The following is a 15,871-nucleotide window of genomic DNA, read 5'->3' as shown; positions in this document are numbered from 1 at the left end:
GTCGCTGCAAGCACTTGGCTATGACGGTGGCGAATCTTGTCGTAATACATCAATTGAACTTTTTAGGCCACAAAGATAAGTCAAAGAACGCTTTAATCAATTATTCGATATAAACTCTATTATTTATTATATATTATTAATGATTTCTTTTATCTTATTTTCTAAGCCTTCATAATATTCCCAAATGGCTTCATCTGCACCGTCAATGAATCGTTTTTGACATGCGAATTCCATGTATTTTGAAGGATTAGAATTTAATTCTGTTATTAGTTTTATTGAATTGCTATTTTCTTTTCCCATTTCGATAAAGATAATTGCATCTTGATTTAGAATATTAGGTTCAGGGTGATTGTTTGAACCATTATAAATAGGTATACATCCAGAATATATGGCTTCAAAAAGCTTCTCTGTTACATAATTATCATGATTTGAATTTTCAGGTGTTAGATTAAATCGATAATGTTTGAGGTATTCCAGTTTGTCATCGTTATATATAAGTTTTAATTCATCATTATTATGAAATAGCCGGCCATCACAATCAACTTTGTCAATGTTATTAAGTTGATCGAAAATTTTTTCACGACCTATATCATTATGGCTACATAAAAAAGCACAAAATTTTCTATTTTCGTAAGAATGATTTTCTGGAGAGTTCATTTTTACTATCTGTTGCTTTATTTCATCATGTGTAGCAGTTGGTGAAAAGGTATTCCACATTATCCAAAAAGGAAAACGCATATATTGTTGATGATTAATGAAATCAAATCCTAATGAAAGATCAATACGACTGTTATCAAGAAAACGATGTTGCCATTTTTGCATATTTTTTTTATGCAAATTTTCTCGCTCTATAAAAATGCGTATGTCATTATGATCTAAGTAATTTAGCCACATCGGTGCAAAAATACTATAAAGCCCAATTTTAATTTTAGGTTTATTTTTAAGTAAACCACGTTTTTCTATAAAATTAATGAGCCAGTAGTCTTGTTTCCAAACATTGCACCAATTATATAAACGAACTTGGTGGTTTTTAGTAGCTTTTAAGGCATTTTGGCGTTTTTGGATAATATTTTTCCAATATAAATATCTTTCGATTATAATGTTTTTCATGCGATTGCATTTTTTAGAAACATTTTTGATTCTGCGACTTTTGCTTTTTTAATTTCGTTTACTTTTCTCCAATCAATAGCTTTTTCCCAATTTATTTGGGATATATCAGTAGTTGATAATAAAAGACGATCTGTGAGCTCAAATGTTTTTAGTATATTTATTATACGTGAGTTACCTCGCATAGAGTTTTCTAATACCCAAAAAGGTCGATTGAAAATAATTGAAAAAGCAACTGCATGAAATGAATCTGTAAGTACATAGTTTGCATCTCTAAATCCTGCTAACCATTGCTCTACTGGATATCCTTGCGATACTTTTATATTGCAACTCTTATTAGTTTCGGGATTAATAACAGAGAAAGAAGAGTATCCGGTTTCTTTTTTCATTTTTTCTAATATCAATATTTTACTTTCATCCATATTAAGAATATATGTTAAAATTCCATTTCGGCGTATCTTTTTGTCAGCTATAGATAGATAATTTTCACTTGTGAGTAAGAAAGTAGGATCTAGCATGACTTTAATCTCTTTTTTAAGATTTAAATTTTTTTCTAGTAATTCTTTTCCTGATTCTTCTCGTACAGAAATAGCGTGAAAACTATTTAAAGATTTTTCAATTAATTGTGATTCTAGTTTCGAAAAGGTCCATTTGTCTGTACCAAGAGATGCTGCATAGCTTATTTTTATACCTTCTGTTTGGGCTACAAAATTTAAAAAAGCGTCCTCTATCGAAGGAGTAAATTCTTTACGCCATATTTGATCTGAGCCAGCGATGTAAATATCAAAAGCTTCTTTTTTGCAGTAGGCTATTAAATCAGTAGTACTTTGTATTGCAGGAGATTGTTTTTTTATGTATAATTTGATAAATTTTCGGAAAGGTAAAGTCTTATAAAATAAACCTGAATTGGTTTGCTTTTCTATGATGTATACGAACTTTCCTAACCCAATTTTTTCAATTAAAGTTTTAATTTTGAATATTAAAACTTTAATTAGACTTTTCTTTTTATAATTTTCTCTTTGCAAAAATGTGACGTCATAATTCATTTGACGTAAAGTTTCCATTAATGCATAAGCCTGAAGAAATCCACCATAATTATACATGAGTGGAAGTGATATGATAGCTATCTTTTTCATAATTATATTGGTATTTGTTTTATTCCGCATATACGATAACATTTGCGAATAATTCGTATTAGGACTGATGGTTTTAAAAGATATTGGGTATAACGTGAAAGATTCTTTTTTTTATATTTATTGAAAAATAATCTTCTCAATTCATGATAATGTGCTACATTTCTCCATGATAAATTTGATGAAACAGCATCGATAACATTGATTTCTTTCTTTTTTATTGTTCCAATTTCTTGCATCAAATTATTTCCGGTATTTGTATTTATCATAACTAAGCTGATTCCTTTATCATCATCCATTTCGGAAGCTAATTGTTTTATTCCCCAACAATCTGCTATTGTCAAATCACTATTTGAACGTCCGCCTTTGAATTTGCATGCATAACATGAAGGTCGTAAGATTATATCATTTAAGAAGAGATTCATATATGTGTTTTTGTAGAAAGGTGAAGATAAATTTATTATCTCATTATTGAGTAATTTAAAAGAAATGGTAAAATGATAATTTCTCCATCCATTAGATTTATCTCTGAAATTTATACTTTTGATAGTTGGATTTGCAAAATGATTAATTAGTGTCTCAGATGTTTGTTTTAAATAATATTGCCAAACAGTAGGGCTTGGTACTCCGTGACATATAAAGTCTATAGTAAATAGATTACTATAATCTTTTTGAAGATAGTTTTTCAATCCTTTTATTTGACAAGGTGTGCCTGAGAATAATACTAAGCGTTTTTCATTTAAGAATTGTTTTACTTTGTAATAATTGTCTTCTATACGGCTTTGTACATATTTGGAACCTTGAAATAATGATAACTCTTTTATTGTTTCCACGTAATCATGCCGTACTCCAAAATGCTCATCAAATACAGCTCCAAATACAACGCCACCTGCATTGATGACTTTTTTTGCACATAACGTAAATATTCCTCCAGAACTACTAGCTAGACGTATTTCCTCTGATTCATTATATGCAACTAATGCTCTAATGGGTAGCTTTTCATCTTTGTTGTTTAGCATTGGACAAACCTTCTTGCATAATCCACATTCTATACAAGTAGTTACATCTATCTGAGGATACCAAAAACCTTCTGCATCTTCAATTAGCGATATACAATGTTTAGGGCAACTTTGTTCACATGCTGCACATCCACAACAGTCTTCTTTGTTTGTTATTTTGATCATTTTAATATTGAATAAGCTTGTGCGCTATTGTATATAACCTTAATTTTATCATTAAATATCCTAATTTCCAACGTAAACTTTTAGTTTCATGAAAAGCGGTATGTGCATTTTTTTTAAATTCTTCCTTTATTTCTGTTTTGGTCAAACAATTATTTATAAATCCTTCTGTAAAAACACTGAGGTTAGTGATTTGTTTTGCTTGATTATATTTATAGTCTGTAAGTATTTCATTTAATTTTATAGCAAATGCTCGCCTTGTCTCGTAGCTTTTACGATTAAATCTATGTGTTATTGAGTTCGGATTTATAAAATAATGATAATATGATTTGTTGAGATAACAGATCTTTATATTTTTATGTTTTAAAATTTGAGCCCATATTAATACGTCTTCACAATAATTGATATCATAAAAGAACTTGGCATTATATTTCTGATATAACTTTGTCCTCAGTAATTTATTCCATAAAGCTCCAAAAATTTTATTTTCAAGAATATCGATTAAAATTTGTTGGCTATTAGTTGATGAAGGTTTTTGTATGCAGAGGATTTCTTTTTTATCTGAATTAAATGCTTTTTTATTAATGAAATAATCTGTTATAACAATATCTGCATTTTCATCTGTTGCTTTATTATACATGTCTTCAAGCATTGTTGGATCTACCCAATCATCAGCATCAACATGTATGGAATACTCTCCATTGGCATTATCTACACCTAATTGACGCGCCATAGCTACTCCCTCATTCTTTTTATGGAATACTCGTATTATGGGAGAAGGGCTGCTGTTATTGTGTTTGTATGTGGCTGCATATTCATCACAAATAGTTGCAGTATTATCAGTAGAGCCATCGTCAATGAGTAATATCTCAAAATCTTTAAAAGTTTGAGATAATAATGTTTCTATAATGTTGGAAATTGTTTTTTCGGCATTATATACTGGAATGATAACAGAGATTTTCATGTTTTGATTTTGTCTAACTATAGTACTATATGTTTTATATGGATATTGAGGATATACTTAATGTTTAGATTTTAAAAAAAACTTTTAGTTTTTTATTTACCATCTGTTTGGCATTATTGCCTAATCCCCATGTGTAAATGATACTTATTGAACAAATAACAGATAAGAAGCATACAATGAAGAATCTAAAAAAATCATTATTAGGGATGATAATATGAACTGTTAGGGGTATAATAGCTGACAATATCATCAAAACTAAATTTTTAAGAAAGACAGAGAAAAAATATTCTTTAGCGGGAAATTGAGCATATTTTGACAATATGTACAAGTTTGTATAAAAACCTATGAAAACAGGTATTATGCTCACTATATAAGCAGAGCTTGGGGAACATCCAAGTTTAAGCACTAAATATGTGAGAGGAAAGTCAAGAAGATATATTGAGGATGTCCATAATGCTAATTGTTTCATTTTTCCAATAGCTACTATACCTTGATCTATCATTTTGTTTGAATAACTTATTATGCTAATTAAGATGCTGATTTTTATAAATGTTCCCGTATATTCAGGCACTTCTGTTAACCACAATTTTAATACAAAGTCAATTTCTATCATTACAGGAATTGCAATGATTGACAATAGAAAAAGTGTATATTGTGAGATATTGAAAATAAGATCTTTAAATTTTTCTTTTTCTCCGGTTCCGTAATACTTAACAAGTTGTGGAACTGATGCTGTAATAAAGCCATCAACAAATTGTCCAATTGTAAATATGACAGTGTTTGCTAATCCTCTTGCTGCATTAATTGTTGTGTTAAAGAAAATATTTAGTAATACTGATATTCCTTGAGAATTGAATATTGCACTGAAGTGCCCTATTGTTGACCATCCAGAGAAGTGAAGCATTGATTTAAAAAGAGGCTTGTCTATTCTTAGAGAAAATTTGCATTCATAGAAATTTTTAGTACAATAAAATCGATATAAAGTAATATTGATAATGTTTGTTGCTAATTGAAGAGATGCATAGATAATCAATTTATCACCGCTGATAAAAACTAAAAGATATATGACAATAAGTTTTGCAATGACATCAAATATGCTTAAATAGGCATATATATTAAACTTTTCATGAGCTGTAACAGCTGCTGTATAAGGAGTTTGTGTTATTGATAGTAAAACACTGACTAGTGATAGTTGATATACCCAATTGGCTGCTTCTAGTCTGTTAGCAGCAATGTTTAAATTGTTATTTAAGAACCATAAACCGAATGTTTCTGCAAGAAACAAAACGGCAAAAGCAATTAATAGGTGGATAACAAATGCTGTTGAAAATGTATTCTTTATTAATACTTTTTCTCCTTTTCCTAAATTAAGCGCTAAAAAACGTCGAGTTCCTGTTTGTAGAATGCTATTTAATAATGTAAACATGGAAATAAATCCACCTACTATATTATATATACCATAATCGCTGACTCCTAATTTTTCAAGCACGATTCTTGTGGTAAAAAAGCTAATACACATGGTAATGAACATGCGTATATATAAAAATAGAGTATTCTGGATGATACGTTTATTATTTTCTTCCATGATACAAATCTTAAAAAAAAGTGTTATGCTACAGCTTTCTTCGTTTTATCTTATTAAGAATTATTGATAATAATATTTTACATTTAAAGGGGGGGGGTGAGAATGTGTTTATAATATGGTAAAATGTCAAAGTAGTTATCATCATTTTTTAATTTGGCGTTAATCCACATACGGCGGATATATTGTAATTTATTTTGTTTGTAGATATTTAAATTAAAAACTTTGTTGAAGCGATTTATATCACCCACTGCATCTATTGACAACAATGTGCGTATACATTTAAAACAAGTTGTATCATTTTCTACTGTGTTAACACATACATTAAGATACTTGTAAGTTGGGGGATAATTGTTAGCTAAATATCTTGTCTTTTCAATTCTTTTTGTATTTGCTCCTGTTGAGTAAATCGAAATACCATTGATAGAAGACATCATACATGTTAACAAGTCATAGTCAGAAGCATATTTTTCTTTATTGAATTGTGTGTGTGTTAAATTAAAATCTGTATACGGATCACTTGACGAAATATAGTATTTTTTGATTCCATTTTGGAGTAGAAAAATACAATGTAAGAGTGTGTAAGTAGAGTTCTCTATATGAGAGTAGGGAATATACTTTTGTATAACTATATGTATATTAGATTCTATGTAAAGAAATTTGTAGCAATATTCTTTAGCAAAATTCATGGCTTGTTCTAATCGTCCTAGAACAAGTGGTGTATGTATTTCTTTCTCACCTTTTGCAGCTGCTCCTGCATTAAAAAAACATAGAGTATTTAATTTGAAACTTTTGGGAATATCTGCTGTGCTATGCGTTGCAATTGTATATAATGAATCAATACCACATGAAATTCCTGTTGCTACAAGCGTTTTTTGGGAAAGATCTTGAATACCATTGATTGTTGGGGCTTTAATTTTTATTCGATGTAAATGAGGATTTCCCATACATATAGCATCTATAAAATGATATTCAAGATTATAATATAATTCTTCTGAAATAGGTAGGTGGGACTCAATATTATATCCCTGCTTTAGAGCAAAATATAAGAAACCTATTACATAAGCATCTATTCTATCCAAACATAAATATGGCAAGCATTCATTGTTTAGACTTGTAGTAATAGTTTGATTTTCTCCTGCTATTGAGATACTTGTTTGAATCGTATTCCCTTGTAACTCTATTTGCTTAATGATTATTTTAGGCGTATTCATGTTTATGTTTTATTGAAATATATTTATGATTTATTTTAAAAGGAGCGGAATTTATTAATGGTTCTAAATCTATATGTCCTTTTATATATTGAGATTTTGTAGCTAAGATTTCTGAAATTAACGTGTCTTTTTTTATTTTGAAAGGCATCTTTCTATCTGCGTGTATTGAGAGAAAGAAGTCATGGAATTTAAAATGACCACCCAATAATTTCCCCGATAGTTCAATCCATAAATTGGGGATTCCATAAGTTTCACTCATTATAAGACCATGTAATGATGAAGAAGCAATGTATTCACAACAGCAAATTTGAGCAACGACTTCCTGCCAATTATTGTAATTTTCCATGCGGATAATTATAATATCGGGTTTGTTCCTAAAATTATCTAAATATGGATGATTGAAATCACTGTAATGAGGTATGATACCAAGTTTGTAGATTGGGGTTATGGGAGGAGTATAAACTAGTTTAGTAAGCATTGCTGGATCTCCGTATATTTCAGGGCATTTTACGCCGTTTTCAATAAAATATTTTCTAGTAAGAGGACCTCTTACTGCCAATATTTTTAACGGTTGAACTGTGAGAGGAATTGCTGCGTCAATAATTCCAGCTCCCCATATTACACTATGGTTATTGCCAAGCATGGTAGCTGTGGACCCTATCATTATATAATTGATTTTGTTTCGACGCATAGAGATAGAAGAGGAGTATAGATAAGATACTTTTTTGTTAAATAATTTTTCTATTAAAAAAACGTTTATATCATCTCCCCAATTTCTATGTACTAATTTTCCCCAAGAATAGTGTAAACAAGCATTTATGCATATTGGGTGATAGAAAATATCAATAAACAATGTTTTAACTTTGGTTATAAACTTGTTTATGTAAGAGTACTGATATTTATTGTTTGATGTTTTATGTTTCATGAAAACTTGAGTCAATAAATATTTATTTTTATATATAAGACCAATATTTGGGTACTTATTTAGTAATATGAAGAGAATTTGTTTGTTGTACTGTTTTCTATTGTTCAGCTAATAAGACTTCTAAACAGTTTTTTCATCTTAGATTAAATAAAATGAAATGCTCAATGATTTATATAAGTTCTGAAGTTTAAAAGCTACAATAATGAAATTCATAATTACTTGTTTTCAAATATAAGAAGTAATTTCTTATATATTATGAAATTATTGGACAGAAGGCGTATAGCCGGCGTCTTTAATTATTCCGATGCGATTGAGTAGATTTCGGATATTTTTATTAAATCGCTTGCGTTGAGTAAGTTTTTCTCCATAGGGGAAGTGCAAATTTACTTCTATATTAAGCAACTTAGCATATGTGCAGAGATATTTTTTATAGAGATACGCATATGGGTGTTGACTGTCACGAAACCAAGGTTTGATAGGAGCTGCAAAATGGATAATAGCAGGATAACGTTTGGCTTCTTGCAGTTCTGGTAAATATTTAGGAAATATTTTAGGAACTCGATTAAAATAAAATGTTACCATGTTCCATCGTATTGGTATTATTTCTAGTTTACCACGGAAGTATAAGGCTATTACATCTTGTTCATTCTGAATTTTATCTGTAATAGAATGAACAAAATCGAATATTGGAAATTGTGTTTCTAGTTTTCTCCACGCTTTCAAATTACATACCATGACTCCGGAATTGATATACACTTCATTCTGTGGTAATCCTAATCGCTTTTTTATGTGTACACAGTCTGGTATATCTTCTGCTGCTGCTATAATATTATTAGCTAAGTTGATGTGATAAAGTTCTGTAATATCTTCATTTATAATCATATCTACATCTAAAAAAAGGCATCGTTCCGTATCACTAGGCAGCAATTGTGGTATTAGAAGCTTCATGTACATGATGGTATTCCATCGTCCGGTAGGAAGATGAGACATCTTATCAATAGGGCAGACATAGATAATGAGTTCTGAGTTGTAATGTTTACATAACTTTGTAAGTCTTTGTTTGGACACTTGGGATATATTTGGAGTAAGAAGATATATACAAAAAATATTGTTTTTGTTGTTTTCAAAAAGCGAACAAAGCATCACAGCCATATGCTGTATGTAGTTTTCATCGCTTACGCATACAATATTATAAGTTTGTTTCATAATATAACAATGAATTCTTAGATTTTTATAAGACTCGCAATTTTTTGATTTACCCAATTCATTCCTAACGAAAATAGAATAGTACTGATAATAGCCAAAGTAAAAAATAACGTTTTATTGTTTACTGTTGTACTAAGTAATAAGAAAACACTTCCTTGTATAAGATAAATTTCATAATAGTAATTTCGTTTGATTTTAAGTTTCTTGATGTTGTTGGCTCCTTGAAGTATATACACAGCAAGGATGATGAATAAATAATTTACAATATAGTATGACGCATACGTGTAGCGCTAACATGCAAGAGGTTGAACATTGTAGGCTACATATTAATCCATAGCCTGAAAGAAAGAAAAATATTGATACTGAGAGATTGCGAAATCTGCATTCTGTTGCTAATGTTGGGCTATGCATATAAAAAGTACATAAATGAGATATGACTACGGCGATAGCAGCAATCCATTTTACTAAGTCTGTCAAATTGCGCTTTTCGTAGAGCCGATGATTATCTTTGGTAAATAATGCTATTATGCACAATATTAATAAACAAAAAGAGAGGAACATTAAAATGATGATAATTTTGTTAGAAAAAACGTGATTATGAGTTTTCTAGATGGATACAGATAAGTACGCTACGCTTTCGCCCCTCCCAAAATCCGGGAAAGACGAAAGCAATAGTAATTGATAAATGTGCGACAAATTTACAAATTAAGTTGTAATATGCCAAGTTTTATGAAGAAAAATTAATGACATTCCTCCTCGTAAAACTGCAATAAAACTTTACTCTTTCAGTTTAGGAAATAAAGTCTTTACCCCTTCCCGATAGATACGTTGTGCGTTTTCAGGCGTTGTGAACTCTTTAAATGCGCTCAGAATGATCTCGTAGCTGTCTACCTCATAATTATGGAGCCCTTTTTTATGTCCTCAAGATAGTTTTGCTTCATGTGACAGGTGGAACGGAATGCTTCTCTTCGGATACCAAGCTGTTCCAGTTCTTTTTTGAGGAACGCACCGAATTCCGGATGATCGGAAATAAATCTGTTCGATTTCATAATAAATTTGTTTTAGTTAATAAAATAGAAATGTTTGATTCCTGTACCTACATAGTGGGTATAGGTAATATGGGTACAAAGGTATACCTTTGCAACAGTTTTTAAAACAATTTAAAATATAAATGCTATGAAAGCACATAAAACTACTCTTTCCGTGCGGGAACTGCAAAAGACCATAGGGCAGTGGAAAAGTCGGAAAATTACGGATTCCACCATTGCAAAGCTGTTGGAACTGATGTTGGGAATGACCGCCTACATGAACGAGGATGCGGTTTATCCCGTGGAGAATTTCTATGATATCAGCAAGGCGCTGAAGTTTAAGAACGCGCGGTATCTGGTGGAAGCGGTCAGGCTGAGCGGAGCGTTCGGAATTGTACCCGGCGACAATGTGTACGGGATGAGTTCGTTCTATTCCTGCCTCTGGAAAGAAAAAGAAAAAACGGATGATTCCGCGGAAACTTTACCGGTAACTTTACCGGTAAAATTACCGCAGGAGGATATATATAATATATATACTATACAGGATAATAAGAATAATACATCCTCCGGAAGGATTTCTTCTGCGGAAAAAAGCCTGGAAGCCGCACGTAATTTCTTTCACCTCATCAACAAAAATTCGATGGATAAAATGCGGATTTTAACTCCGCTCATCGACAGCTTCCAGCAGAAGGAGGGACTGGCACGCGAAGATGCCTGCGCCAACGTGGTGTACCTGGTGAATGAATTGCTGGTACCTTACTTCGCAAGCCAGGAACGCTTTATGAAATCCACCCATGTCGGGCGGCTGTGCTGGCTGAACAACCTGCTGAAATCCGCCGGCGGACTGCGGATGCTGAAAGATGCCGCGGATGCCGGAAGGCGGAAACGGTTGCAGTACATTGCCGACATGCGGGGCGAACAACGCAACAACCACCCGCTCAGCGAGTTTGAGTGGACGGATAAGGAAAGCGGCCTGCGCTTTTACGACGACCCGCTGGAAGGGATGGTGAATATACCGGACGATGCGCCGCCCCGGCCGGGGGCGAAAGCGGAGTGGAACGTGCTGAGCGGAGCATGGGGAGAGTTGTGAGTTTTGAATTATGAGTTATAAATTATAAATTTCGGAGGATGAAGCCGTTTTATTATTTGAGTGATTTTCCCGAGCGTAGAAGAGCGGGGAAGAATTATATAGCAGAGTGTCCCAAGTGCGGGAAAAAACATCTTGCCATTTCGCGCGATACGGGATTGTACTGCTGCTTTTATGCGGGGTGCGACTTTCACGGGAAGCTGAAGGACTTTTGGACAGAGCGCAGAAGTACGGGGTGGCAGGATGCCGGAAGTCCGGCGGGAACTTCGCCGGTGGCAAAGGGAAGTGCCGGGAAAGGAGAGACGGGCGGTATGGCATCGGCAGGCGGAGGGAGCGCCGCATTTGAGGTATCGATGCTTCCCGAAGACTACAAACGGCTGTCGCCTGAGGTAATTGCCAAAATCAAACCGCTGACCGATGACCCGGAGACCACCGATACCGGACAGCTTGCCGCCCGCCGTTATCTTGCCGATATGGGAATCTCGTTGAAAACAGCCATCGACGCGCGTATCGGCTGTCTGGTGCACCGCTGCTTCGGAGGCAAGGACAGCAAGGACGGAAAGGATAAAAAGAATGCTGCGGGGATGATGTACCAGTGCATCGCCTATGTGAACTACATCAACGGGCAGCCCGTCAACGTGAAGTACCGCTCGTGCGATGCCACCGCTTCCGGCTATACCAAATGTTGGAGCCAGGATTCGCCCACCACGCCTTGCCCGCCTTACAACATCGACTGTATCAACCCGCTGCTGATTGCCGAAGAGAATATTCCGCGCCTGATTGTCACCGAAGGGGAAAGGGATGTGCTGACGTTGCGCGAGGCGGGCTATCCGTACGTCATCAGCGTGCCCAACGGCGCGGCAAGCGACCTTTCCAAAGGTTTCGAGGCTTTCCGCCCCTGGCTGGACCGGGTGCAGGAGCTGGTGATTTGCGGCGACAGCGACCTGCCCGGAAGGACGCTTGTGAAGCATCTTGCCGACTATTTCGGTACGCGATGCCTGTTCACCGTCCTGCCCGGCGGCTGCAAGGACATATCCGACGTGCTTGTGGCGTACGGCGCCGATGTGGTGCGCGAGATTATCGGCTCGGCATGCCCGCACCGTACGTCGGACATCATCACCGTGAGCGAACGTGCGGATGAGATTATGAATGTGCTGAACGGCAATTATGACCACGGTTACGATGTGGGTTATGGTCCGCTTACCGACCGGGTGTTCCATCCAACCGACCAGGGCGGACTGATAATTGCCACCGGAAAGCCCAACAGCGGCAAGACCGATTTTCTGAACGACCTGACCTGCCGCCTCATGGCCAAGACGGGGCGTAACGTGTGCTACCTCTCCTTTGAGGTTCCCGACAAGAACAAGCACATGGCAAATCTTATCCGCCTGATGCTGGGCAAGGTGAACACGGCGGCATACACCCGCGAACAGTTGCAGCCTATCGTCTCTTTCATGGACAGACACATGGTGCACCTGGACCTGCACGAGGTTTCGCCCACGCCCGCCAATATCATAGAGCGCGCGGAGCGGGTGAAACGCACCATGCCGCTGAAGTATCTCATCATCGACCCGTACCTCTTTATGGAAATGGAAACCGGACGCTACAACACGGAGACACAGGCCATCAAGGGTATGCTAACGCAGATGCAGGCGTGGGGGCGTAACAACGGTGTCTGGGTGATTATTGTGGCACATCCCCGCAGCCTGAAAAAGCTGAACGGGAAGAACGAGCTGGAGGAGATAGACATGTATACCATTTCGGGCAGCGCCAACTGGGCGAACCTTGCCGATTTCATCTTTTCCATAAGCCGCATCGAGGAACCGGACAGGCGCTATACCCGGCTGGATATGCTGAAGGTGCGCGACCAGGATTTGTGTCGGACGGGAAGCGTGCTGTTTGTGAGACAGCCGTGCGGGCGGTATGACGAACGGGAATCGGAGGAACAGATAATGACCGAGATGCAGGGGAAGGTTCTGGATAAGGACAGGCTGCCGTGGATGGGGCTGGTAACCCCGTGAGTTTGCTCCAGAAAGACCGGGTGTTTGCTCCCGGAATGCCTCATGTTTCAGGCTGGAATGCCCGGAGTTTCAGATGCAAACTCCGGGCATTCGGCTTTTAAACGCCTGGCTTTTCGGGGGCTATGGTTCTCCCAATGCTTCTACGATGACGTGCACCTGAATCGGAGTGTAGCACTTGGCATTGGGAAGCATGCCGGTGGCGGCAAGCTGTTCCAGAAGTCCGGGTTTGAAGGCTATCCAGCGGTTGAGCTTGCGGACGGCTGCCTTGGGCGTGATGCTGGGACTGTATAAGATTGCCAGCTCGCTTTTGCTGTAGCTGCGGGGGATGAAAGAGGATTTTTCCATGTTTTTTATTATTTGTTTTTATGATGTAAAGTTAGTGAATATTAGTGGTTTGCGAAAGAAAAAAGGACAGTTTATTGCGTCGTAAGGTGTCATAAGTTGCAGAAAAACGCTTTATGGTGTGCAATGATGTGCGAAGGAGCGGAAAGGGGCGGAAGCGGGTGGGGAAGGTGCTATCTTTGTATCGCCGGTCAGAAGAAAGGGCCCCTTCGGATTGAGCGATGAATGATTTACAATTAACAATTAACAATTAAGAATTATGGCAACAGCATTGGTAGTACGCGCACAGCGCTACAAGAAGATTGGCGACAAGACGTCTCCGTTGGTTTATATCCTGAAAAGAAAACCGCGCGACGCGAAGATGTATGATTTGAAACGCATCTCGGAAGAAATAGAGGCTTTGGGAGGTATGTCGGCAGAGGATGTGCTGCACGTGGGCAAGGCGATTGTGAGAAACATGCGCGAGAAGCTGACCGACGGCAACAGTGTCCGTCTGGATGATTTCGGTATCTTCCGCACTTCGTTTCACTGCATAGCAACGGAAAATCCCAAGGATTGTACGGTGAAGAATATTGACAAGGTGCGGATTAATTTCAAGGTCGCCACTACGCTCAGACTGGTGAACGATTCGGTTGCCACCACGAAGGGCGCACCCAACAATATCAATTTCGAGCTGGTGTCCGACGACAACAAGACATCGGGCGGTAGCGGCAACGGCGGCGGAAATGCCGGCGGTGAGGAAGAGAACCCGTTGGGATAAGGATAAGGTGTTTTGAATGATGAATTTTAAATTTTTAAATTGAAAAAAAGAAGTATGGGAAAAAGTAAAGGTTTTTGGGATACGATTTTGAAAGTGGTAATTGCAGTGGCTTCGGCTGTGCTGGGTGTGTTTGGTGCGAATGCGATGAACTATTAGGAGATGAGAGCGATTGACCTGATAGTAATCCATTGTAGCTCCACGCGCGAGAACTATGCGTTGACCGAACAGGCGCTGGAGGCTTCTCACAGGCTTATAGGGTTCGACGGAACGGGGTATCATTTCTATGTGCGGCGTGACGGAAGAGTCCTGGCTACCCGTCCGGTAAGCAAAGTGGGGGCGCATGTGCGGGGCTACAATGCTCACTCGATAGGCATCTGTTATGAAGGTGGGCTGGACCGTTACGGAAATCCGAAAGATACGAGGACAGAGTGGCAGCGACATTCGCTGAGTGTGCTGGTGGGAAAGTTATTACAGGAATATCCCGGTACATGTGTAGTGGGGCACAGGGACCTCAGTCCCGACCTGAACGGAAACGGGGAAGTGGAACCCATGGAGTGGACCAAGCAATGTCCCTGCTTTGATGTAGGGAAGGAATTCTGATAGCGGGATGCTGAAAAGGCTGTAGGGTGATAGTAAAATCATCGTACAGCCTTTTCTTCTTGTTGCCTCCTCTTCTGTATCTCTTTTGTCTTTTTGTTCTTTTGTCCTTCCATTCCCTCCCCCTTTTTCTCGACAAATCCTATAGGTACATCCACATGCGCACACCCCAACATATCCAGCCGTACAGCAACTTTACTTTTCCCGTTCACAGTGATAAGCTCTCCTTCGAGTCCGGCAAGCGGCCCTTTTATTACTTTCACAGCATCGCCGGGAGCCAGCGGGGCGCTGCACATTTCCACCGCTTCGGGACTGTAATCGAGCATGAAGCGGAACCGGTCCATCTGTTCGTCGGGGATGACGGCAGGGGTGCTTTCGCCGCGCAGTACCATATAGCGGCTGACCGCCTGCAGGCTCAGGGGGAGCGGCCGTTCCTGCGGAGTGACATGCACGAATATCATCATGGGAATCACAAGACGCTCTACCCGTTTGCGGCGGTCGCTCCACTGGCGAATCTCGCTTTGGACGGGCAGGTAGCACTCGATGCCCATAGCGGCAAGCCGTTGTGCAGTCTTTTTCTCAAGGCACGACTGTACATAGGCCACCAGCCATTGGCGGGGTGCTGTATTGTTTTTTGTTTCTATGTGATTCGTATTCTGCATTGTTTTTTACGTTCGGTTGGGTTAAAAAGTATGCCGGGCAGCAGCGCTCTGCTGCCACAGCA

At 37.7% G+C, this 15,871-nt stretch carries 16 protein-coding genes; 5 read left to right on the top strand and 11 right to left on the bottom strand.

The window, feature by feature from the left end:
- Positions 1–126 precede the first annotated feature (126 nt).
- The 9 genes from H8S52_RS08035 to H8S52_RS07995 all read right to left on the bottom strand — a co-directional run bounded on the left by H8S52_RS08035 (position 127) and on the right by H8S52_RS07995 (position 10,361).
- Positions 127–1,110 carry a glycosyltransferase family 10 domain-containing protein gene (locus tag H8S52_RS08035; protein ID WP_186909597.1) on the bottom strand — a complete coding sequence of 328 codons (984 nt, stop codon included), beginning with the start codon at positions 1,108–1,110 and terminating at the stop codon, positions 127–129.
- Positions 1,107–2,243, bottom strand: a complete 1,137-nt coding sequence (locus H8S52_RS08030; RefSeq protein WP_186909596.1) for a polysaccharide pyruvyl transferase family protein — start codon at positions 2,241–2,243, stop codon at positions 1,107–1,109. Before H8S52_RS08030 ends, H8S52_RS08035 begins: the two co-directional genes overlap by 4 nt.
- A 2-nt stretch (positions 2,244–2,245) precedes the next feature.
- Positions 2,246–3,424, bottom strand: coding sequence for a Coenzyme F420 hydrogenase/dehydrogenase, beta subunit C-terminal domain (locus H8S52_RS08025; RefSeq protein WP_186909595.1), 1,179 nt, complete (start codon positions 3,422–3,424; stop codon positions 2,246–2,248).
- Between the two features lies 1 nt (position 3,425).
- A complete protein-coding gene (locus H8S52_RS08020; RefSeq protein ID WP_186909594.1) occupies positions 3,426–4,385 on the bottom strand; it encodes a glycosyltransferase in 960 nt (319 codons plus the stop codon).
- A gap of 64 nt (positions 4,386–4,449) precedes the next feature.
- Positions 4,450–5,970, bottom strand: coding sequence for a hypothetical protein (locus tag H8S52_RS08015; RefSeq protein ID WP_186909593.1), 1,521 nt, complete (start codon positions 5,968–5,970; stop codon positions 4,450–4,452).
- An 83-nt stretch (positions 5,971–6,053) separates the two neighbouring features.
- A complete protein-coding gene (locus H8S52_RS08010; protein ID WP_186909592.1) occupies positions 6,054–7,181 on the bottom strand; it encodes a hypothetical protein in 1,128 nt (375 codons plus the stop codon).
- Entirely contained in the window at positions 7,168–8,106 is a 939-nt protein-coding gene (locus tag H8S52_RS08005) for a polysaccharide pyruvyl transferase family protein (RefSeq protein WP_186909591.1), read from the bottom strand. The genes H8S52_RS08010 and H8S52_RS08005 overlap by 14 nt, the downstream gene beginning before the upstream one ends.
- A 261-nt stretch (positions 8,107–8,367) precedes the next feature.
- Positions 8,368–9,312, bottom strand: coding sequence for a glycosyltransferase family 8 protein (locus H8S52_RS08000; protein WP_186909590.1), 945 nt, complete (start codon positions 9,310–9,312; stop codon positions 8,368–8,370).
- 887 nt (positions 9,313–10,199) lie between these two features.
- The gene (locus H8S52_RS07995; RefSeq protein ID WP_117945971.1) at positions 10,200–10,361 is read right to left on the bottom strand and encodes an XRE family transcriptional regulator; all 162 of its coding nucleotides are present in this window, start codon (positions 10,359–10,361) and stop codon (positions 10,200–10,202) included.
- Between the two features lie 127 nt (positions 10,362–10,488).
- On the opposite strand from H8S52_RS07995, the gene H8S52_RS07990 reads away from it, so the two are divergent.
- Positions 10,489–11,430: a hypothetical protein gene (locus tag H8S52_RS07990; RefSeq protein ID WP_186909589.1), complete on the top strand. Its 942-nt coding sequence runs from the start codon at positions 10,489–10,491 to the stop codon at positions 11,428–11,430.
- 38 nt (positions 11,431–11,468) lie between these two features.
- Positions 11,469–13,448 (top strand): bifunctional DNA primase/helicase, encoded by a 1,980-nt coding sequence (locus tag H8S52_RS07985; protein WP_186909588.1) that lies wholly within the window; start codon positions 11,469–11,471, stop codon positions 13,446–13,448.
- A gap of 120 nt (positions 13,449–13,568) precedes the next feature.
- Here the strand turns inward: H8S52_RS07985 and H8S52_RS07980 are convergent, their stop codons facing one another.
- Positions 13,569–13,793, bottom strand: a complete 225-nt coding sequence (locus H8S52_RS07980; RefSeq protein WP_005655197.1) for a DUF4248 domain-containing protein — start codon at positions 13,791–13,793, stop codon at positions 13,569–13,571.
- A gap of 256 nt (positions 13,794–14,049) precedes the next feature.
- Here H8S52_RS07980 and H8S52_RS07975 point away from each other — a divergent pair, with 256 nt between their 5' ends.
- From H8S52_RS07975 to H8S52_RS07965, 3 genes are read left to right on the top strand one after another with little or no spacing between them, the layout of a single operon-like run.
- Positions 14,050–14,550: a hypothetical protein gene (locus tag H8S52_RS07975; RefSeq protein ID WP_005655200.1), complete on the top strand. Its 501-nt coding sequence runs from the start codon at positions 14,050–14,052 to the stop codon at positions 14,548–14,550.
- Positions 14,551–14,604: 54 nt separating this feature from the next.
- A complete protein-coding gene (locus H8S52_RS07970; RefSeq protein WP_151878525.1) occupies positions 14,605–14,706 on the top strand; it encodes a smalltalk protein in 102 nt (33 codons plus the stop codon).
- 3 nt (positions 14,707–14,709) lie between these two features.
- Positions 14,710–15,150 carry an N-acetylmuramoyl-L-alanine amidase gene (locus tag H8S52_RS07965; RefSeq protein ID WP_117666971.1) on the top strand — a complete coding sequence of 147 codons (441 nt, stop codon included), beginning with the start codon at positions 14,710–14,712 and terminating at the stop codon, positions 15,148–15,150.
- 38 nt (positions 15,151–15,188) lie between these two features.
- On the opposite strand, the gene H8S52_RS07960 is transcribed toward H8S52_RS07965, so the two are convergent.
- A complete protein-coding gene (locus tag H8S52_RS07960; RefSeq protein WP_186909587.1) occupies positions 15,189–15,809 on the bottom strand; it encodes a UpxY family transcription antiterminator in 621 nt (206 codons plus the stop codon).
- Positions 15,810–15,871 lie beyond the last annotated feature (62 nt).

Origin of the sequence: Bacteroides sp. NSJ-48, from assembly GCF_014287405.1 — a bacterium.
GTDB lineage: Bacteria > Bacteroidota > Bacteroidia > Bacteroidales > Bacteroidaceae > Bacteroides > Bacteroides stercoris.
Note: the sequence above shows the minus strand (reverse complement) of the source record. Positions and strands in the feature narration are given on the sequence as shown.